Consider the following 19,358-nt stretch of genomic DNA (forward strand, 5'->3'; position numbering starts at 1 on the left):
CGTCCGTCAGGACGCGCGCTGCTCCAGCAGCCGCAGCAGCGTCCGGACGCCGACACCCGTGCCGCCGACGGGCGTGTAGCCGAACGCCGACCGCTCGTTGAACGCGGGCCCGGCCACGTCGAGGTGCGCCCACGGCGTCGACCCGACGAACTCCTGCAGGAAGATGCCGGCGGTCAGCATGCCGCCGAACCGGTCGCCGATGTTCGCCAGGTCCGCGACCTTCGACTTCAGGCCCGCGCGCAGGTCCGCCGGCAGCGGCATCGGCCAGAACTGCTCGCCCGCGCCGTGCGCCGCGTCGACCAGCTCGGCGCGCGCCGCGTCGGTGCCCATGACCGCCGAGACGCGGTGGCCCAGCGCGACCATCTGCGCGCCGGTGAGGGTCGCGATGTCGACGACCAGGTCGGGCTTCTCCTCGACGGCCGCGACCAGGCCGTCGGCCATGACGAGCCGGCCCTCGGCGTCGGTGTTGAGCACCTCGACCGTCTTGCCGCCGCGGATCGTGATGACGTCCGACGGGCGCTGCGCGGTGCCCGACGGCATGTTCTCGGCCAGGCACAGCCAGCCGGTGACGGCCACGGGGAGCCCGAGCTGCGCGGCCGCGACGACCGTGTGCAGCACGGCTGCCGCACCCGCCATGTCGGACTTCATGGCCTCCATGCCGGCCGCCGGCTTGATCGAGATGCCGCCCGAGTCGAACGTGATGCCCTTGCCGACGAGCGCGACGTGGCCCGTCGCGCGCGACGGCGCGTAGGCGACCTTCACCAGGCGCGGCGGGCGCGCCGAGCCCTGGCCGACGCCCATGATCCCGCCGTACCCGCCCGCGAGGAGCGCCTTCTCGTCGAGCACCGTGACCTTGAGGCCCTTGGCGCCGGATGCCTTGACGGCGGCCTTGGCGGCGTCGGCGAACGCCGCGGGGTACAGGTCGTTGGGTGCCGTGTTCACGAGGTCGCGCGTCGCGTGGACTGCGGCGGCGAGCACCTCGGCGCGCGCGAGCGCGGCCTTGGCGGCCTTGTCCCGCACGCGGGGCGTGACGACCTCGACGCGCGCGACCGGCGCGTCCTGCTCGTGGTAGCGGGCGAAGCCGTACGCGCCCAGCAGCGCACCCTCGGCGACTGCCCCGACCGCGGCGGCGTCGGGCGTCGGCAGCGCGAGCGCCACCGACGCGAGACCCGCGAGCTCACGGGTCGCGGCTCCGGCCGCGCGGCGCAGCGCCTCGGCGCCCTCGGGGGTCGCGGCGTCCACGGTCGCGTCGCCCAGGCCGGTGAGCACGAGCGTCGCGGCCGTCAGCCCCGTCCCCGGCAGCCGGCGCACCTCGTCGGCCGCACCGGTGACGCCCAGGCGCGTCCCGTCCTGCGTGATCTGCCGCGCGAGCTCCGCGGGCAGCCAGTCGGCGTCGACGGGGATGACGGACGTGCCCTGCGGGCGGACGGCGACGACGACCGCCTCGACGTCGAGCCGGGCGGGGTCGGTGGAGGTCAGCGAGATCACGCGTCGATGGTAGCCGCGCCGCGCGGGCCCGCCGGGGGACCGGCGGCGACCGTGCGTCGCCGAGGCGCGCGACCCGGCCGTCACCACGCCGCGGCGACGGACGTCACGGGGCCGGGCGGGTCCCCGCCCGGTAGGTTGTCGCCCCGTGGTGATCCCCCTCGCCGTCGTCGTGGCGGTGCTCTGCCTCGCGCTGGCCGGCTGGGCGACGTGGTTCGTCGTCGCCGACCGCGCGGTCGTCCTGCGCCAGCTCTGGGGCGCCGCCGTGGTCGAGGGCGTCCTCGTGCTCCAGGCGGTCGTGCTCGGGGTCGTCCAGGCCACCGGCTCGCAGGACGTCGACGGCGTGCTGCTGTGGGGCTACGTCGTCACCCAGCTCGTGATCCTGCCCGTCGCGGCCGCGTGGGCGTTCGCCGAGCGCACCCGCTGGAGCTCGGTCGTGCTGCTCGTCGCCGCGCTCACCGTCGCCTTCCTCGAGCTCCGGCTGCTGCAGATCTGGGGGACCGCATGACCCGACCGCCCGCACCCGCCGCACCGGCGCACCGCCCCACGGGGTCCGGCGCCGGCCGGCTGCTCGTCGCCGTGTACGGCGTGCTCGCGCTCGCCGCGACCGCGCGCGGCCTCTACCAGGTGACCACCAAGCTCGACGAGGCACCGGTGGCGTACGTGCTGTCGCTCGTCGCGGGCGTCGTCTACGTCGTCGCGACGCTCGCGCTCGCGGCCGACCGCCGCCGGCTCGCGTGGGCGACCGTCGCGTTCGAGCTCGTCGGCGTGCTGGTCGTGGGGCTGCTGTCGATCGTCGACGTCGGCGACTTCCCCGACGAGACCGTCTGGTCGCGCTTCGGCGCCGGGTACGGGTACGTGCCGCTCGTGCTGCCGTTCGTCGGGCTGTGGTGGCTGCGCCGCACGGGCCGCACGGGCCGCACGGACGTCCCGGCGTCCGCCGGGCCGCCCGCCGTAGGGTGACCCGCGTGTACCGGCTGCTGTTCGACCTCGTCTTCCGCCGTATGGACCCCGAGCGGGCGCACGAGGTGGCGTTCGCGCTGATCGGCGCGGTCGGCCGCGTGCCCGTGCTGCGCGACGTCGTCTCGCGCGTGCTGCGCGTGCCGCGCGGCGGCGCCGGTGCGGTGCGGGTGTGGGGACGCACGTTCCCCGGCCGGTTCGGGCTCGCGGCGGGGTTCGACAAGGACGCCCGTGCGGTCGAGGGGCTCGCGATGCTCGGCTTCGCGTTCGTCGAGGTCGGCACGGTCACCGCGCACCCGCAGCCCGGCAACGACAAGCCCCGGTTGTGGCGCGTCCTGCCGCAGCGCGCGCTGCGCAACCGCATGGGCTTCAACAACCAGGGGTCCGCGGCCGTCGCCGAGAGGCTGAGGCGGCTGCGCGCGACGCCGTACGGCCGGGCTCTGGTCGTCGGCGTCAACATCGGCAAGACCAAGGTGACGCCCGTCGAGGACGCCGCCGCCGACTACGCGACGAGCGCGGAGCGGCTCGCGCCGTACGCCGACTACCTCGTCGTGAACGTGTCGTCGCCGAACACGCCGGGCCTGCGCGACCTGCAGGCGGTCGACGCGCTGCGGCCCGTCCTGGAGGCCGTGCGGGTCGCCGCCGACGAGGCGACGACGCGCGCCGCGCGGCCCGCGGTGCCCGTGCTCGTCAAGATCGCGCCCGACCTGAGCGACGACGACGTCGACGCCGTCGCCGACCTGGTGGCCGAGCTCGGGCTCGACGGCGTGGTCGCCGTCAACACGACGATCGCGCACGACCTCGGACCCGGTGGCCTGTCGGGGCCGCCCGTGCTCGCGCGCGGCCTCGACGTCGTCGCACGCCTGCGGACGCGCCTCGGCCCCGACGCGGTGCTCGTGGGCGTGGGCGGCGTCAGCGGCGCGGCCGACGCGCGCGAGTACCTCGCCGTCGGCGCGACGCTCGTGCAGGCGTACACGGCGTTCATCTACGAGGGGCCGTTCTACGCGGCGCGCGTCGCGCGTGCGCTCGCGTCGGACGCCACGGCACGGGAGGTCCGGTGACGGTCGTGCGGCCCCGGTGGCAGTGGCGGCTCGTGGGCGACGACGGCGAGGCCGTCGACCGGCCCGGCAGCCCGGTGTTCCTCGTGCGGTTCGACGCCGAGCAGTGGCTCGGCGAGCACTGGCGCGCGCTCGCGGGCCAGGGGGTGCGGCACGCCGTGCTCCAGCACGACGGGCGCGACCTGCCGCCCGAGATCGAGCTGCCGACGGTCTGAGGCCGTCGCCGGCGGCGCGCCGGCCGCTCAGACCAGCGCGGGCTGGGCGACCCCCACGCGGTCGGACCGCGTGCCCGCGAGCACCGACCACGCCGCCGTCAGCCCGTCCACGGCGCGCCGCAGCGCCTCGACGGGCTGCGAGAACGGCACGCGCAGGTGGTCGTCGAACGTGCCGTCCACGCCGAACGCCGTCCCGGGCGCGATCCGCACGCCGTGGCCGTGCGCGAGCGCCGACAGCGCCGTCGCGACGGGCCGGCCCAGGTCGACCCACGTGGACAGCCCGCCGGCCGGCACCGGCACGTGCCACTGGGGCAGGTCGTGCGCGAGCGTCGCGAGCAGGGCGTCGCGCTGCTCGCGCAGCACGGCGCGGCGCTGCACGAGGACCTCGTCGGCGCACGCGAGGAGCTCGGTCGTGACGAGCTGGTCGAGCACCGAGGTCGCGATGTCGACGTGCGCGCGGCGCTGCGCGAGCGCGCCCACGAGGTCGGGGTGGGCGCGCACCCAGCCGACGCGCAGACCGCCCCAGAACGACTTCGACGCGGAGCCGACGCTCACGACGTAGCGGTCGGCGAGGCCGTCGCCCGCGAACGGTGACGGCTGCGTTCCGTCGATCGTGAGGTCCGTGAGGGTCTCGTCGCCCACCACGACGGTGCGCGTGCGGCGTGCGAGCTCGCGGACGCGCGCACGGCCCTCGGTCGTGAGCGACGTGCCCGTCGGGTTGTGATGGTCCGGCACGAGGTACGCCAGCCGTGGTGCGGTCTGCCGGACGGTCGCCTCGAGCAGGTCGAGGTCGGTGCCGGCCGGCGTCACGGGCACCGGTACGGGGCGGGCACCGGCGGCCCGCACCGCGTCGACGGCGTGCGGGTACGTCGGGTGCTCGACGACGACCCGGTCGCCCGTGCCCGCGAGCGCGCCCGTGAGCAGGTGGATCGCCTGCTGCGCGCCCGTCGTCACGAGCACCTGGGCGGGGGTCGTCGGCACGCCGCGGCGCGTGTAGCGCTCGGCGACCGCGGCGCGCAGCGCCGGCAGGCCCAGGGGGGCGTAGCCGGCGCCGGCGAGGTGCCGGGGCAGCTGGTCGAGGGCGGCGGCGCACGCCGTCGCGAGCCGCGGCGGTGCGGCGGGGGCGGCGGCCGTGAGGTCGACGAGCGTGCCGTCGACCGTGCCGAGGCTCGACGGCGCGCGGTCGCCGCTGCCGGGGGGCAGGGTCGTGACCGTGCCCGAGCCGCGCCGGCTCACGAGGAACCCCTCGTCGCGCAGCAGGTCGTAGGCGGCGGTCGCCGTGGTGCGGGAGACGCCGAGCGCGTCGGCGGTCTCGCGCTCGCCGGGCAGGCGTGTACCGAGCGGGAGCGCGCCCGAACGGGTCAGGGCGCGCAGCGCGTCGGCCAGCGCCTGGTAGGCGGGGCCGGGGCGGTGCCACGCGCCGAGCAGCACGCGCAGGCGCTGGCCGTTGATCCGTCGGTCGATGGTGATCGCCACGAGGCCACTATGCGCGAAGTGGCCATGGCAGGCAATGCCAAGAGTCGTCGATCCTGGGGCCATGTGGGTGTTCCTCGTTCTCCTCGCCGCGGCCGCGGTCGGTGGGGCCGTCGCGCTGGTGCGCACGGTCCGGGCCGACGGCCTCGGCCACCGTCCGCCGCCCCGCACCGACGTCGAGCCCGGGAGCCTCGCGTGAGCGCGCCCGCCGACGCCGCGACCGTCGCCGGTGCGCGGCGCGACGCGGTCGGGCGGCGCACGGCGCAGCTCCTCGTCGGGCTCGTGCTCTACGCCGCGTCCATCACGCTCCTGCTGCGCGCCCACCTCGGCGCCATGCCGTGGGACGTGCTCTCGCAGGGCCTCACGCGCGTCACCGGCTGGACGTTCGGCACCGTGACGGTCGTGGTGTCGCTCGTCGTGCTCGCGTGCTGGGTGCCGCTGCGGCAGCGCCCCGGTCCCGGGACGGTCGCCAACGTGCTCGTCATCGGTGTGCTCGTCGACCCGTTCCTCGCGCTCGCGGCCCTGCTGCCCGACCCGCTGCCGCTCGCGGCGCGTGTCCTGCTGCTGGTGCTCGGCATCGCGCTCAACGGCCTCGCGACGGCGCTCTACGTCGGCGCACGCCTGGGACCGGGCCCGCGCGACGGCCTGATGACCGGGCTCGTGGCGCGCACCGGCGCGCCCGTGCGCCTCGTCCGCGGCGGCATCGAGGTCGTCGTGGTCGCCGCCGGCTGGGCGCTCGGCGGCACCGTCGGGCTCGGGACGCTCGCGTACGCGCTGGCCATCGGCCCGCTCGTGCACGTGCTGCTGCCGCGCCTGACCGTGCCCGCGCGGCGGTAGCCTGCCGCAGGCAGCGCACGCGGCGAGGAGGACCCAGGCACATGCACACGGTCGGCACGGTGGTGGACGGCTTCGAGCTCACGGCGTCGGGCGAGTGGGTCCGCGTGTCGCCCACGGCGGGGTCCCCGTACCGGCTGGGGGACGTCGTCGACGGGCACATGCTGACGGCCGACCTGCGGTGGGTCCCGCTGCGACGCACGCCGGTCGCGCCGTACGTCGCCGGCGACGTCGTCGACGAGCACGTGCTGACGCCCGAGGGGGAGTGGGTGCCGCTCGCCGACCGTGTGCGCGACCGTGCCGCCACCGGGACCCGGGGCCGCACGTCACGTCCCGCCGCGTCCCCCGGGGGCGACGCCACGGCGGCCGAGCGCGCCGCACGTCGGGCCGCCGAGCAGCGGGCGGCGAGCGAACGGGCCGCGGCCGAGCGTCGCGCGGCTGCCGAGCGGGCGTCGGCGCAGCAGCGCGCCGCCGAGCAGCAGGCCGCCGCGGACCGTGCCGCGGCCGAGCGTGCCGCGGTTCAGCGTGCGGCGCAGCAGCAGGCCTCCGCCCAGTCCCGGACGACCTCCGGGGGCGGCGCCCCGCGCCGCACCTACCGAGTCGGCGAGGTCGTCAACGGCCACGTGCTCACGCCCGACAGCCGGTGGGTGCCCGTCAGCGGCCCGGCCACGTCGACGCCGCAGCGTCCGCGGCCCCAGCAGCAGGCGCCCGGCGGCACCTACCGGCGGGTCCTGCCGTTCCTCGTCGTCGGGTTCGTGCTGCTGCAGGTCGTGCGCGCCTGCGGGGCCTGAGGCGCCGCCCGCCACCGGGCGGTGCAGACGCCGGCGCGGCGTGGGGGCGCCGGGGCCGTGCGGGTGCCGCGTCCTCCGGACCCGCGCGGCGACGTCAGGACGGGCGCTGCCCGTGCTTGACCTGCGGCTTCGGCAGGCGCGACGGGCGCACCTGGAACGCGCGCAGCACCGCGTACATCGCCAGCCCGCGCGGCGGCAGGCCCGACTCCCCGAACTTCGCCACGAGCCGCTTCCTGAGTCCCCGCCACATGAGCCAGGCGTCGGCGAGCGAGGCCATGATGTAGACGTACAGCAGCAGGAGCGACGCGAACGCCACGACCGACGCCGTCCGTGCCGTCGCGAACTGGATGACCAGCATCACCGCCGCGATCGGCAGGAACAGCTCTCCCAGGTTCCAGCGCGCGTCGACGTAGTCGCGCACGTACCGGCGCACCGGGCCCTTGTCGCGCAGCGGCATGTGCCGCTCGTCGCCCGTGCGCATCGCCTGGTACTCGAGCTCGCGCTGCACGCGCTGCTTCGCGCGCGCGTCCTTCGCGGCGGCGCGCCGGTCGGCGGGCACGAGGGGGCGCTTGTTGCGCGCCTCGGCCTCCTTGCGCGACGGCGTCGGCCGGCCCTTTCCCGTGGTCCCGGGCTTCGGCGGCTCCTCGACGACGGGGGCGTCGACGGTCGGCGGGGGGTCCTGCTTGCGTCCGAACACGACGCCAGGGTAGTCGAGTAGCGTCGTGGGGCGTGACCACCACCGACGCCGTCCCCACCCCCTCCGACGAGCGCGTCGCCGCCCTGCGGGCGCGCGTCGCGTCCCAGTTCGCCGACGTGCGCGCCGACCTCGAGGCGCTCGTGCGCATCCCCAGCGTGTCGAACGAGGCGTTCGACCGTGCGCACGTCGAGGCCTCGGCCGCCGCGGTCGCGCAGCTGCTGCGCGACGCGGGCATGCCGCAGGTCGACGTGCTGCGCGTGACGGGCGCGGACGGCACCGCGGGCGCCCCCGCCGTCGTCGCGCGCCGCCCCGCCCCCGCCGGTGCCCCGACGGTCCTGCTCTACGCGCACCACGACGTGCAGCCCCCCGGCGACGAGGCGCACTGGTCGACGCCGCCGTTCGAGCCGACGCAGCGCGGCGACCGGCTGTTCGGCCGCGGCGCCGCCGACGACAAGGCGGGCGTCGTCGCGCACGTGGGCGCGCTGCGCGCGCTCGGCGACGAGCTGGGCGTCGGGGTGACGGTGTTCGTCGAGGGCGAGGAGGAGGTCGGGTCGCCGACGTTCGTCGACTTCCTGCACGCGCACCGCGAGCTCCTGGCGGCCGACGTGATCGTGGTCGCGGACTCGTCGAACTGGAAGGTCGGCGTCCCGGGGCTGACGACGTCGCTGCGCGGCCTCGTCGACCTCGTGGTCGACCTCGAGGTGCTCGACCACGCGGTGCACTCCGGCATGTTCGGAGGTCCCGTGCTGGACGCCGTCACGCTGATGTCGCGCCTGGTCGCCACGCTGCACGACGACGCGGGCGACGTCGCCGTCGCGGGGCTCGTGCACGCCGACGACCCCGAGGTCGACTACGACGAGGACGACCTGCGCGCCGACGCGAGCGTGCTGCCCGGCGTCCGGCTCGCCGGCACGGGCCCCCTCACGGCACGCCTGTGGACGCGGCCCGCGATCGCCGTCATCGGCTTCGACGCGCCGCCCGTCGCCGGTGCGTACAACGTCGTCACGCCGCGCGCGTCGGTGAAGCTGTCGGTGCGCGTGGCTCCCGGCCAGGACCCGGCCGCCGCGACGGCCGCGCTGCAGGAGCACCTGCTCGCGCACGCGCCGTTCGGTGCGCGCGTGTCGTTCCGCGACGGCGAGGAGGGTCGTCCGTTCCAGGCGCCGCGCGACTCCGCGGGCATGCGCGCCGCGCGTTGGGCGATGGGCGCGTCGTGGGGCACGCCGCCCGTCGACATCGGCATCGGCGGCTCGATCCCGTTCATCAGCGACCTGCTGGACGTCTACCCGGACGCCGCGATCCTCGTCACGGGCGTCGAGGACCCCGACTCGCGCGCGCACGGCGCCGACGAGTCGGTGCACCTCGGCGAGCTCGAGCGGGTCGTGCTCGCCGAGGCGCTGCTGCTCGAGGTCCTGGCGCCGCGCGGCTGACCGACGGCGCCGCGTCGCGGCCCGGGCTCAGCGGTGGGCGACGTCCACCGCGCGGGCCCAGGCCGCGACGTCGGGGGGCAGCGCGGGGCCCTCGCGCGGCGCGCCGTCGATCAGCTCGACGACGTCGACGGGCGCGATCCGGTCGCCCGCACGTGACAGGAACCGCCCGGCGACCCAGCCGCGCGCGACGTGCTGCTCACCGCGGCCCATGACCTGCTCGAGGTAGACGACGCGCTCGTCCCAGCCCATGACCCGCGTCGTCACGGTGAACCGCTGCCCGAGCGTCAGCGAGCGGCGGTACTTCACCGTCGACGCCGCGACCACGGGGTACCAGCCGCGCCGGGCCAGGCGCCCGAACGCGCCCAGGTCGGCGAGGAGGTTCGACCGCGCGACGTCCATGTACTGCAGGTACACGCCGTTGTTGACGTGCCGGTACAGGTCGAGGTCGCCGGGGCGCACCCGCAGGTGCGTCACCGAGTCGTCGAGCAGGTCCATGCCCGGCACCGCGCGGCGGGGGCGGGTCGTGGCGAGCAGCAGCTGGATCATCCGTGACACGCGCAGGACCCTACCGACCGGCGCGCGTCGGTCGTGCGGCCGGCCGAGGATCCCTCAGGCGGGTGCGGGGACGACGTGCTCGATGCCCCACCGGACGCCGTCCGCGGCGGCGGGGGAGTCGAGCCGGGCGACGAGGTGCAGCGCGAGGTCGATGCCGGCCGTGACGCCCGCCGACGTCACGACGTCGCCGTCGTCGACGAACCGCACGCCGCTGCGCACGTCGACGGTCGGGTCGGTGGCGGCGAGCTCGCCGAGCGCGCCGTGGTGCGTCGTCGCGGGCCGCCCGGTCAGCAGGCCCGCGGCGGCGAGCACGAGCGCACCCGTGCACACGCTCGCCACGAGCGGTGTCGCCGCCGCGGCGGACCGCAGCCACGCGAGGTGCGCGTCGTCCGTCATGAGCCGCCGCGCGTCCGGGCCGCCGGGGTGCACCAGGGCGTCGAGCGGGCCGACGTCGGACGCGCGGGTGGTGGGCGTGATCTCCATGCCCTTCGCGCAGCGCACGGGGGCGCCGTCGAGCGAGAACGTCACCACCTCGGCGCCGAGCGCACCGTGCCTCGCCCACTGCGCGAGCACCTCCCACGGCCCGACGGCGTCGAGCTCCTCCACGCCGTCGAACAGCAGGATGCCGACGCGCGGCGGTCGGGGTGCGGTCACGGCGTCCTCCTGGTCGGTCGGGTGTCTCGGGCGTGCTGCGTGGTGGGTCAGTGGCCGGGCAGCGCGAGCATCTGGTCGAGCGCGACGCGCGCCCAGTGCGCGTCGTCCGGGTCGACGACGATGCGGTTCGGCACCCGCCCGGCGACGAGCTCCTCGAGCGCCCACACGAGGTGCGGCAGGTCGATGCGGTTCATGGTCGAGCAGAAGCACACCGTCGAGTCGAGGTAGTGCACCGTGAGCTCCGGGTGCTGCTGCGCCAGGCGCCGCACCAGGTTGAGCTCGGTGCCGATCGCCCACGACGACCCGGGCTCGGCCGCGTCGAGAGCCTTGATGATGTACTCGGTCGAACCGACCATGTCGGCCGCCGTGACGACCTCGTGCTTGCACTCGGGGTGCACGAGCACGGTCACGTCCGGCACCGCCGCACGGACGTCGGCGACGTTGCGCGCCGAGAACCGGCCGTGCACCGAGCAGTGCCCGCGCCACAGGATCATGCGCGCGTCACGCAGCTGCTGCGCCGTGAGCCCGCCGCCCGGCCTGCGGGGGTCGAACACGACGCAGTCGTCGAGCGACAGCCCGAGCGCCTGCACCGCGGTGTTGCGGCCCAGGTGCTGGTCCGGCATGAACAGGACCTTGCCGTGCCCGTCGACGCCGCCGACGCGGTCGAACGCCCACCGCAGCGCGACGTGCGCGTTGGACGACGTGCAGACCGTGCCGCCGTGCCGGCCGGTGAACGCCTTGATGGCCGCCGTCGAGTTCATGTAGGTCACGGGGACGGTGTCCTCGGCGACGCCCGCGTCGACGAGCACGTCCCACGCGTCCTCGACCTGGTCGATCGCGGCCATGTCGGCCATCGAGCACCCCGCGGCCAGGTCGGGCAGCACGACCTGCTGCGCGTCCGACGTGAGGATGTCGGCCGACTCGGCCATGAAGTGCACGCCGCAGAAGACGACGAACTCCGCGTCGGGTCGCGCGGCCGCCTCGCGCGCGAGTTTGAACGAGTCGCCCGTGACGTCCGCGAACGCGATGACCTCGTCGCGCTGGTAGTGGTGGCCCAGCACGAACGCCCGGTCGCCCAGCGCGACGCGCGCCGCGCGGGCGCGTTCGACCAGCGCCGGGTCGCCCGGGGCCGGGAGAGCGCCGACGCACTCGACGCCGCGCTCGGACGCCAGGTCCACCCCGCGGCCCAGCAGCAGCAGCGCGGACGGTGCGGGCTCGGTGAACGTGCCTGTGGTCGTCGTCACGGCGGCATGATCCCACAGCGCCCGCCGGCCGCCCGTGCACGTCGCGCGTGCCGGGACGGCCGCACCGGCGTGCCACGATCGTCGCGTGCGCGTCCTCATGGCTCCCGACGGCTTCGGCACCCGACTGACCCCGGCGCAGGCCGCCGACGCGCTGCGCGACGGCTGGCGCGCGGGGGCGCCGCACGACGTCGTGGACGTCTGCCCGCTCGCCGACGGCGGCCCCGGGTTCGTCGCGACGCTGCACGCGAGCCTGGGCGGCGACGTCGAGCCGGTCACCGTCACGTCACCGCTCGGCGCCCCGGTGCCGGCCGCGCTGCTGCGCGTCGGGACGACCGTGCACGTCGAGTCCGCGCACGCGCTCGGCCTCGACCTCGTGCCCGACGACCGCCGCGACCCCACGCGCACGACGAGCCGCGGCGCGGGGGAGCTCGTCGCCGCGGCGCTGCGCGGCGCGCGCCGCGTGGTCGTGGGCCTGGGGGGCTCGGCGACCAACGACGCGGGCGCGGGTCTGCTGCTCGGGCTCGCGACCGCGCTGCTGCCGCCCGGCGCGGTGGCCGAGCGCGTCGCCGCGCTGCTCGCCGCGGGCGGCGGCGGTCTGGGCGAGGTCACCGCCGACGACCTCGCGTGGCTGCCCGACCTGCGCGCCGCGCTGCGGGACGTCGACCTGCTCGCGGCCGTCGACGTCGACGTGCCGCTGCTCGGCCTGCAGGGCGCGTCGGCGGGTTTCTCGCAGCAGAAGGGCGCGACGCCGGAGCAGGCGCAGGCGCTCGAGCGCGCCCTCGGCGCGTTCGCGCACGCCGCGACCACCGCGCTGGGTCCGGTGCGCACGGGCCCGGGGGCCGACCTGCTCGGCGGCGGCCCCGACGTGCGCGCCGCCCGGCTCACCGGCCTGCCCGGCGCGGGTGCCGCCGGCGGCGTCGGCTTCGCGCTCGCGCTGCTCGGCGCGCGGCTGCTGCCGGGCGCCTCGCTCGTCGCCGACGCGGTCGACCTGCCCGGGCGCATCGCCCGCCACGACCTGGTGGTCACGGGCGAGGGACGCACCGACTGGCAGTCCCTGCACGGCAAGGTCGTCGCCGAGGTCGCGGCGCGCGCGCTGCCGCTCGCGGTCCCGACGGTCGTCGTGTCGGGCGAGGTGCAGGTCGGGCGGCGCGAGCTGTCGGCCGCGGGCGTGACGGCCGCCTACGCGGTCGCCGACGACCCGCGCGACGTCCCTGCCGCGCTCGCGGACCCGGTCGGGTCGCTGCGCGCCCGCGCGGCGCGGGTGGCGCGCACCTGGTCGCCCGCGCACGGGTCCTGAGCGGGCCCGGCGGGCCGTCCTCGCGGGGCCCTCGTCGCGAGCTCGACGGGGCGTACGCTGGTCGGGAACAACGGCCCGGTCATCGGTGTTGGCGACGACGAGGACCGTTCTGGCGAACCCGGGAGTGACATGAGCGAGACCACGCAGACCGCGACGCACGGCGTCCAGCTCACCGACGTGGCGGCCGACAAGGTGCGCAGCCTGCTCGAGCAGGAGGGGCGCGACGACCTGCGCCTGCGCGTCGCGGTGCAGCCCGGCGGCTGCTCGGGCCTGATCTACCAGCTGTACTTCGACGAGCGCCTGCTCGACGGGGACGCGACGCGCGACTACGACGGCGTCGAGGTCGTCGTGGACCGCATGAGCGTCCCGTACCTCGAGGGCGCGACGATCGACTTCGCGGACACGATCGAGAAGCAGGGCTTCACGATCGACAACCCCAACGCGGGCAGCTCCTGCGCGTGCGGCGGCTCGTTCGGCTGACCCGCAGCGCTCGACCCGCGAGCCCGTACCCGTGAGGGTGCGGGCTCGCGGCGTACCCGGGCGTCTCGTCCCCGCGGCGTCGGCCGCCCTCGGTGCGCCGGGCCCGTCACGCGCCCAGCGCGGCCCGCACGTCGGCCACGGCGCGCGGCAGGACGTCGCAGAACCGGCGCACGGCCGCGGCGTCGACGTCGTGGGGGAGCGCGAGCCGCACGTTGCCCTGCGTGAGCACGCCCATCGCGACCAGCACGTGGCTGGGCTCCAGCGTGCTCGACGTGCAGGCCGAGCCCGAGCCGACGCCGAAGCCCGCGCGGTCGAGCCGGTCGACGATCGCCTCGCCGTCGACGTACAGGCACGAGAACGTCACGACGTGCGGCAGCCGGTCCACGGGGTCGCCGACGACCTGGACGTCCGGGACCTCGGCGGCGACGCGGCGGCGCACGAGGTCCACGAGCGCGCGCCGGTGCGCGTCCGCGGCCGCCGCACCGGCCTGCGCCTCCTGGAGCGCGACGGCGGCGGCGAGCGCGGCCGGCACGACGACGCCGCCGGGCGACCACCGGTCGTCGTCGTCCGGCCAGTCCGGGCTGCGGCGCACGCCGCGCCGCGTCACGACGACCCCGAGGGGTGGTCCGCCCCAGTCGCCCGCGTCGGCGACCAGCACGTCCCCGGCCGCGCCCACGGGGACGTGGCCCGCGCTCGCGCCGACGTCGACCAGCAGCGGGACGCCCGCGGTGCGCAGCCGCTCGTGGACGGCGGTCACGGGCTGGAGCGTGCCGACCTCGCCGTTGGCGTGCTGGAGCGCCGCGAGCGCGACCGGCCCCGCGGCGGCCGCGACGAACGCGTCGGCGTCGACGCGCCCGTGCACGTCGACGTCGACGGTCCGGACCGCGCCGCCGGCGCCGGACGTCACGAAGTCGGCGGCGTGGTGCACGGCGGCGCGCTCGACGGCGCCGACGACGACGTCGGCGCCCGCGCGCCGCCGGCCCCGTGCGACGGAGCGCACCGCGTTGTGCAGCGCGAGCGTGTGCGACGCGACGAGGTCGACCTCCTCGGTGCGTGCGCCGAGCCCCGCGGCCAGCGCCTCGCGCGCGCCGTCGAGCAGCAGCCGTGCGCGACGGCCCTCGGCGTGCAGCCGTCGCGGGTCGGCCCAGCCCTGGTCGAGCGCCTCGACGAACGCGGTGCGGGCGGCGGCGCGCAGCGGTGCGTGCCCGGCGACGTCGAGCACCGCGCGGACCGGCGGGGCGGGGGGAGTGGCCACGCGTGCACGGTAGCCGCGGGGCGCGCGCAGGACCTCCACGTGGCGTGCACGCGGTGTGACGGTGCTGACACCACGTCGTCAAACGCGCGACACGGCACGTGAGCGGCGCCACGGCGCGCTAGGCTGCTCGGGTCGAGGACGAAGGTCCCAGACCGCGTGCGCCCTCTGCGGGCGGCACCCGGCGGGACGTCGAGTGGAAGGTCCCCCGTGCACCCGGTTTCCCCCCGCCGCACCCGGCGCACCGTCGCCGCCGTGGTGGCCACGGCCGCCGTGCTCGTGCTCAGCGGCTGCTCCGAAGCGGTCCAGCGAGGCTGGCTCCCCGGCCACTCCGACCAGGAGGTCACCGACCACACCGGTCGTGTCGTCTCGCTCTGGGTCGGGTCGTGGATCGCCGCCCTCATCGTCGGCGCCATCACGTGGGGCCTGATCCTGTGGTGCGTCGCGGTGTACCGCAAGCGCAAGGACGACGACACGCTGCCGGTCCAGCTGCGCTACCACGTGCCGCTCGAGGTCATGTACATCCTGCTGCCGATCATCATGGTCGGGGTGCTCTTCTACTACACCAACCGGGACACGACCGCGCTGACGGACACGTCGGCCGAGCCGGACGTGAACATCCAGGTCATCGGCAAGCAGTGGAGCTGGGACTTCAACTACCTCGACGAGGACGTCTACGAGACGGGTCAGCACGCGCAGGACATCGGTTCCGACGCGTCGGTGCTCGGCGACCAGGTCACGCTGTACCTGCCGGTCAACGAGCGCGTGGAGTTCACGCTGGACTCGCGCGACGTCATCCACTCGTTCTGGATCCCCGAGTTCCTCTACAAGCTCGACATGATCCCGGGCCGGACCAACACGTTCCAGGTCACGCCGACGCGTGAGGGCTTCTACGCCGGCAAGTGCGCCGAGCTGTGCGGCGAGGAGCACTCGTCGATGCTGTTCAACGTCGCCGTGGTCTCGCAGGAGGAGTACGACGCCCACATGGAGGAGCTGCGCGACCGCGGCCAGACCGGAGCGCTCGGCCTCGAGTACAGCCGGCAGCAGGACCTGAACGACGTGGCGAAGGGCGAGGACTGATGGCTGCCCACACCGAGGTCATCCCGGGGCTGGCGCCGCGTCGCCAGACGCTCGGCCGGACGGTCGTGAAGTGGATCACCTCCACCGACCACAAGACGATCGGGTACATGTACCTGATCACGTCGTTCGTGTGGTTCGCGATCGGCGGGATCCTGGCGCTGCTCATCCGCGCCGAGCTGTTCGCGCCCGGCATGGACCTGTTCCAGTCCAAGGAGCAGTACAACCAGGCGTTCACGATGCACGGCACGATCATGCTGCTGCTGTTCGCGACGCCGTTGTTCGCGGGCTTCGCCAACATCATCCTGCCGCTGCAGATCGGTGCGCCCGACGTCGCGTTCCCGCGTCTCAACATGTTCGCGTACTGGCTGTACCTGTTCGGCGGCCTCATCGCGGCGGCGGGTTTCCTCACGCCGCAGGGTGCCGCGTCGTTCGGGTGGTTCGCCTACGCGCCGTTGTCCAACCAGATGTACTCGCCGGGGCTCGGCGGCGACCTGTGGGTCTTCGGGCTCGCGCTCACCGGCTTCGGCACGATCCTGGGTGCCGTCAACTTCATCACCACGGTCGTCACGATGCGTGCGCCCGGCATGACGATGTTCCGGATGCCGATCTTCACCTGGAACATCCTGGTGACGTCGCTGCTGGTCCTCATGGCGTTCCCGCCGCTGGCCGCCGCGCTGTTCGCGCTCGGCGCCGACCGGCGCCTCGGCGCCCAGGTGTTCAACCCCGACAACGGCGGTGCGCTGCTCTGGCAGCACCTGTTCTGGTTCTTCGGGCACCCCGAGGTCTACATCATCGCGCTGCCGTTCTTCGGCATCGTCACCGAGATCCTGCCGGTGTTCAGCCGCAAGCCGATCTTCGGCTACAAGGGACTGGTGTACGCGACGGTCGCGATCGCGGCCCTGTCCGTCACCGTGTGGGCGCACCACATGTACGTCACGGGTGCGGTGCTGCTGCCGTTCTTCTCGTTCATGACGATGCTCATCGCGGTGCCGACCGGTGTGAAGTTCTTCAACTGGATCGGCACGATGTGGCGCGGCAAGCTCACGTTCGAGACGCCGATGCTGTGGACCATCGGCTTCCTCGTGACCTTCCTCTTCGGTGGCCTGACGGGCGTCATCCTGTCCAGCCCGGCGCTCGACTTCCACCTGTCCGACACGTACTTCGTCGTCGCCCACTTCCACTACGTGGTGTTCGGCACGGTCGTGTTCGCGATGTTCGCGGGCTTCTACTTCTGGTGGCCCAAGTTCACCGGTCGCATGCTCGACGAGCGCCTGGGCAAGATCCACTTCTGGGTCCTGTTCGTGGGCTTCCACATGACGTTCCTCGTGCAGCACTGGCTGGGCGTCATCGGCATGCCGCGCCGCTACGCGGACTACTCGCCGGCGGACGGCTTCACGTGGATGAACCAGCTCTCCACCGTCGGCTCGGTGATCCTCGCGGCCTCGACGCTGCCCTTCCTCTGGAACGTCTACGTGACGTGGCGCCACGCGCCCAAGGTCACGGTCGACGACCCGTGGGGCTACGGCGGCTCGCTCGAGTGGGCGACGAGCTGCCCGCCGCCGCGGCACAACTTCACGTCGCTGCCCCGCATCCGCTCGGAGCGTCCCGCGTTCGACCTGCACCACCCCGAGGTCGCCGCGCTCGACCACGTCGAGCCCGACGACCCGGGCCCGCTCGACTGGGCGCCGCAGCGCACGGGTGAGCGCGAGCTCGCCGAGGAGCGGATCGCGAACGGCTCGGGCGAGGAGCACCAGTCGTCCACGACGGTGCTCGAGCACGACCAGGAGGACGTCGACCGGCGCCGTGAGGAGGACGACCGATGAAGATCGAGGCCCAGCTCTTCCTGTACGGGATCCTGTTCTTCGTCCCCGTCGGGCTCATCTACGGGTTCTGGAGCGGCGGCGAGCCGGTCGGGACCGTCAGCATCCCGCTGACCGGCGGCCTGGTCGGCATGATCGGCGGCTACTTCGCGCTCCTGGCGCGTCGCATCGGCCAGCGGCCCGAGGACGACGAGCTCGGCGAGATCGAGCAGGGTGCCGGCAACCAGGGCACGTTCAGCCCGTGGAGCTGGTGGCCCCTCGTCGTCGGCCTCGCGGCCTCGATCGCGTTCCTCGCGCTCGCCGTCGGCTGGTGGCTGATGGTGCCCGCCGTCGCGCTCGCCGCGATCGGGCTCGTGGGCTGGCTCTTCGAGTTCTCGCGCGGGCAGCACGCGCACTGACGCGCAGCGTTCGACCGCCAGGAGGGGCGCACCACCGGACCGGTGGTGCGCCCCTCCTGCGTCTGCTCCCACGCACGCCCACACGGGCGCAGCGGGGTCGTCGCGGCGTGCGGTGCGATGTCGGACGGTGCGATGTCGGACGGGGCGATGTCGGACGGTCTCGCTAGCCTCGCCCCGTGCGCATCCAGGAGCTCGTCGTCGACTGCCAGGACCCGTCACACCTCGCGGCGTTCTGGGGCGCGCTGCTGGACGCCCCGTGGGCGCTCGTGCACGACGGGTGGGCGGTGCTCGAGACCGACGGCGTCCGCCTCGCCTTCCAGCGGGTCCCGGAGGGCAAGCAGTCGCACAAGAACCGGCTGCACCTCGACGTCGAGGCGCAGGACGTCCGGTGGGCCCTCGCGCGTGCCCGCGCCCTCGGTGCCGTGCCGACGGGTCACCGCGAGCTCGACGCGCGGGGCGACGGCTACGTCGTGCTGCGCGACCCGGAGGGCAACGAGCTGTGCCTCGTCGTCGACCAGGCGGGCGGGTGGGGCGCGTCGCAGCGCTCGGCGCTGGCGGCGGCGCCGGTCCCGGCGCGCGTCTGGCACGTCATGCCCGCCGCCGCGCTCGAGGCGCTGCTCGCCCGCGTCGACGTCGACGCGCACGACGAGCGGCCGGCGAGAGCCGGCGCGTCGGACCCGGGGGAGACGATCCCGGTCTGCGACGCGGACGACCTCCTCGCCGTGGCGGAGCGGGTCGCCGCGGGGGAGCGTTCCGCCACGGGTGCGACGACGGCGCTCGTCGCGGTCGAGATCGACGCCGGCCTCGCGACGCGGTGCGGGGAGCAGAGAACGGCAGAGCGTGCGGGCGCGACCGCGGGACGATGGCGGTGCGCGGGGCCGCTGGATCCCGGCTGGATCGTCGGCGTGCGGCCGCTGGCCGAGGCCTGACTGTCCCGACCCCGCCGCGCCGGGACAGCACGACGGCCGCCCACCACGCCGGTGAGCGGCCGTCGGGACGGTCAGCGCGTCAGAGCGAGGGCACGATCAGCCCGGACGTCTGCGAGCGGGCTGCCGTGAAGCGCTTCTCGGCGTCGGCCCAGCTCACGATGTTCCACCACGCCTTGACGTAGTCCGCCTTGACGTTGACGTAGTCGAGGTAGAACGCGTGCTCCCACATGTCGAGGACCACGATCGGCGTCAGGCCGAGGGGGATGTTGCCCTGCTGGTCGTACAGCTGGAAGATCGCGAGCTTCTGGCCCACCGAGTCCCACCCGAGGATGGACCAGCCGGAGCCCTGGATGCCGACCGCGTTCGCGGCGAAGTGCTTCTGGAACGCGTCGAACGACCCGAAGAACTCGTCGATCGCGGCGGCGAGCTCGCCGGTCGGCTTGTCGCCACCGTCCGGGGAGAGGTTCTGCCAGAACACCGAGTGGTTGACGTGCCCACCGAGGTTGAACGCGAGGTTCTTCTCGTGCAGGTTCACCGCCGCGAAGTCGCCCGACTCACGGGCCGCGGCGAGCTTCTCGAGCGCCGTGTTGGCGCCGGTCACGTACGCGGCGTGGTGCTTGTCGTGGTGCAGCTCCATGATCCTGCCGGAGATGTGCGGCTCGAGCGCCGCGTAGTCGTACGGCAGATCCGGGAGCGTGTAGTCAGCCAT

Annotated in this window: 22 protein-coding genes; 14 read left to right on the forward strand and 8 right to left on the reverse strand. The window is 75.1% G+C overall.

Features of this window, described 5'->3' with window-relative positions:
• Nucleotides 1-6: 6 nt before the first annotated feature.
• Nucleotides 7-1,488 carry a leucyl aminopeptidase gene (locus tag E4A51_RS02780; protein ID WP_046530602.1) on the reverse strand — a complete coding sequence of 494 codons (1,482 nt, stop codon included), beginning with the start codon at nucleotides 1,486-1,488 and terminating at the stop codon, nucleotides 7-9.
• A 145-nt stretch (nucleotides 1,489-1,633) separates the two neighbouring features.
• Between E4A51_RS02780 and E4A51_RS02785 the strand changes: the two genes are divergently transcribed.
• Genes E4A51_RS02785 through E4A51_RS02800 form a run of 4 tightly spaced genes read left to right on the forward strand, consistent with a single transcriptional unit; the run spans nucleotide 1,634 to nucleotide 3,718 of the window.
• Nucleotides 1,634-1,993: a hypothetical protein gene (locus tag E4A51_RS02785; protein WP_046528583.1), complete on the forward strand. Its 360-nt coding sequence runs from the start codon at nucleotides 1,634-1,636 to the stop codon at nucleotides 1,991-1,993.
• Nucleotides 1,990-2,448 carry a hypothetical protein gene (locus E4A51_RS02790; RefSeq protein WP_070320774.1) on the forward strand — a complete coding sequence of 153 codons (459 nt, stop codon included), beginning with the start codon at nucleotides 1,990-1,992 and terminating at the stop codon, nucleotides 2,446-2,448. Before E4A51_RS02785 ends, E4A51_RS02790 begins: the two co-directional genes overlap by 4 nt.
• 5 nt (nucleotides 2,449-2,453) lie before the next feature.
• Nucleotides 2,454-3,506: a quinone-dependent dihydroorotate dehydrogenase gene (locus E4A51_RS02795; protein WP_134850801.1), complete on the forward strand. Its 1,053-nt coding sequence runs from the start codon at nucleotides 2,454-2,456 to the stop codon at nucleotides 3,504-3,506.
• Nucleotides 3,503-3,718 carry a hypothetical protein gene (locus E4A51_RS02800; protein WP_046528582.1) on the forward strand — a complete coding sequence of 72 codons (216 nt, stop codon included), beginning with the start codon at nucleotides 3,503-3,505 and terminating at the stop codon, nucleotides 3,716-3,718. Before E4A51_RS02795 ends, E4A51_RS02800 begins: the two co-directional genes overlap by 4 nt.
• 27 nt (nucleotides 3,719-3,745) lie before the next feature.
• Here E4A51_RS02800 and E4A51_RS02805 read toward each other — a convergent pair whose 3' ends face one another.
• Complete coding sequence (locus E4A51_RS02805) at nucleotides 3,746-5,194, reverse strand: PLP-dependent aminotransferase family protein (protein WP_240696350.1); 1,449 nt, start codon at nucleotides 5,192-5,194, stop codon at nucleotides 3,746-3,748.
• Nucleotides 5,195-5,255: 61 nt separating this feature from the next.
• Here E4A51_RS02805 and E4A51_RS18845 point away from each other — a divergent pair, with 61 nt between their 5' ends.
• Genes E4A51_RS18845 through E4A51_RS02815 form a run of 3 tightly spaced genes read left to right on the forward strand, consistent with a single transcriptional unit; the run spans nucleotide 5,256 to nucleotide 6,816 of the window.
• A complete protein-coding gene (locus tag E4A51_RS18845; RefSeq protein WP_255430521.1) occupies nucleotides 5,256-5,390 on the forward strand; it encodes a hypothetical protein in 135 nt (44 codons plus the stop codon).
• A complete protein-coding gene (locus E4A51_RS02810) occupies nucleotides 5,387-6,028 on the forward strand; it encodes a YitT family protein (RefSeq protein WP_046528581.1) in 642 nt (213 codons plus the stop codon). Before E4A51_RS18845 ends, E4A51_RS02810 begins: the two co-directional genes overlap by 4 nt.
• 41 nt (nucleotides 6,029-6,069) lie before the next feature.
• Entirely contained in the window at nucleotides 6,070-6,816 is a 747-nt protein-coding gene (locus E4A51_RS02815; protein WP_134850803.1) for a hypothetical protein, read from the forward strand.
• A gap of 94 nt (nucleotides 6,817-6,910) precedes the next feature.
• Here the strand turns inward: E4A51_RS02815 and E4A51_RS02820 are convergent, their stop codons facing one another.
• Entirely contained in the window at nucleotides 6,911-7,513 is a 603-nt protein-coding gene (locus E4A51_RS02820) for a DUF3043 domain-containing protein (RefSeq protein ID WP_134850804.1), read from the reverse strand.
• 32 nt (nucleotides 7,514-7,545) lie between these two features.
• On the opposite strand from E4A51_RS02820, the gene E4A51_RS02825 reads away from it, so the two are divergent.
• Nucleotides 7,546-8,940: a dipeptidase gene (locus E4A51_RS02825; RefSeq protein WP_070320888.1), complete on the forward strand. Its 1,395-nt coding sequence runs from the start codon at nucleotides 7,546-7,548 to the stop codon at nucleotides 8,938-8,940.
• 27 nt (nucleotides 8,941-8,967) lie between these two features.
• Here the strand turns inward: E4A51_RS02825 and E4A51_RS02830 are convergent, their stop codons facing one another.
• The 3 genes from E4A51_RS02830 to nadA form a co-directional block, all read right to left on the reverse strand.
• On the reverse strand, nucleotides 8,968-9,486 hold the full coding sequence (locus tag E4A51_RS02830; RefSeq protein ID WP_134850902.1) for a thioesterase family protein: 519 nt from the start codon (nucleotides 9,484-9,486) through the stop codon (nucleotides 8,968-8,970).
• A gap of 63 nt (nucleotides 9,487-9,549) precedes the next feature.
• The gene (locus E4A51_RS02835; RefSeq protein ID WP_134850805.1) at nucleotides 9,550-10,149 is read right to left on the reverse strand and encodes a DJ-1/PfpI family protein; all 600 of its coding nucleotides are present in this window, start codon (nucleotides 10,147-10,149) and stop codon (nucleotides 9,550-9,552) included.
• Between the two features lie 47 nt (nucleotides 10,150-10,196).
• Complete coding sequence (gene nadA, locus E4A51_RS02840) at nucleotides 10,197-11,393, reverse strand: quinolinate synthase NadA (protein WP_134850806.1); 1,197 nt, start codon at nucleotides 11,391-11,393, stop codon at nucleotides 10,197-10,199.
• An 85-nt stretch (nucleotides 11,394-11,478) separates the two neighbouring features.
• Between nadA and E4A51_RS02845 the strand changes: the two genes are divergently transcribed.
• Together E4A51_RS02845 and erpA are read left to right on the forward strand one after the other, a co-directional pair.
• Nucleotides 11,479-12,690: a glycerate kinase gene (locus E4A51_RS02845; protein ID WP_307416994.1), complete on the forward strand. Its 1,212-nt coding sequence runs from the start codon at nucleotides 11,479-11,481 to the stop codon at nucleotides 12,688-12,690.
• A 129-nt stretch (nucleotides 12,691-12,819) separates the two neighbouring features.
• A complete protein-coding gene (gene erpA, locus E4A51_RS02850) occupies nucleotides 12,820-13,170 on the forward strand; it encodes an iron-sulfur cluster insertion protein ErpA (protein WP_046528576.1) in 351 nt (116 codons plus the stop codon).
• Nucleotides 13,171-13,276: 106 nt separating this feature from the next.
• Here the strand turns inward: erpA and E4A51_RS02855 are convergent, their stop codons facing one another.
• Complete coding sequence (locus E4A51_RS02855) at nucleotides 13,277-14,425, reverse strand: aminotransferase class V-fold PLP-dependent enzyme (protein ID WP_370297441.1); 1,149 nt, start codon at nucleotides 14,423-14,425, stop codon at nucleotides 13,277-13,279.
• Between the two features lie 207 nt (nucleotides 14,426-14,632).
• Between E4A51_RS02855 and coxB the strand changes: the two genes are divergently transcribed.
• The 4 genes from coxB (at nucleotide 14,633) to E4A51_RS18200 (ending at nucleotide 18,649) form a co-directional block, all read left to right on the forward strand.
• Entirely contained in the window at nucleotides 14,633-15,502 is an 870-nt protein-coding gene (gene coxB, locus E4A51_RS02860; RefSeq protein WP_070320055.1) for a cytochrome c oxidase subunit II, read from the forward strand.
• Complete coding sequence (gene ctaD / locus E4A51_RS02865; RefSeq protein WP_046528574.1) at nucleotides 15,502-17,325, forward strand: cytochrome c oxidase subunit I; 1,824 nt, start codon at nucleotides 15,502-15,504, stop codon at nucleotides 17,323-17,325. The genes coxB and ctaD overlap by 1 nt, the downstream gene beginning before the upstream one ends.
• On the forward strand, nucleotides 17,322-17,720 hold the full coding sequence (locus E4A51_RS02870; RefSeq protein ID WP_046528573.1) for a cytochrome c oxidase subunit 4: 399 nt from the start codon (nucleotides 17,322-17,324) through the stop codon (nucleotides 17,718-17,720). The genes ctaD and E4A51_RS02870 overlap by 4 nt, the downstream gene beginning before the upstream one ends.
• A gap of 176 nt (nucleotides 17,721-17,896) precedes the next feature.
• Nucleotides 17,897-18,649 (forward strand): VOC family protein, encoded by a 753-nt coding sequence (locus tag E4A51_RS18200; RefSeq protein ID WP_206119936.1) that lies wholly within the window; start codon nucleotides 17,897-17,899, stop codon nucleotides 18,647-18,649.
• A 79-nt stretch (nucleotides 18,650-18,728) separates the two neighbouring features.
• Here the strand turns inward: E4A51_RS18200 and E4A51_RS02880 are convergent, their stop codons facing one another.
• A complete protein-coding gene (locus E4A51_RS02880) occupies nucleotides 18,729-19,358 on the reverse strand; it encodes a superoxide dismutase (RefSeq protein WP_046528572.1) in 630 nt (209 codons plus the stop codon).

The sequence above is a fragment of the Cellulomonas sp. HD19AZ1 genome (assembly GCF_004535805.1).
In the GTDB taxonomy this organism is placed as follows: domain Bacteria; phylum Actinomycetota; class Actinomycetes; order Actinomycetales; family Cellulomonadaceae; genus Cellulomonas; species Cellulomonas iranensis.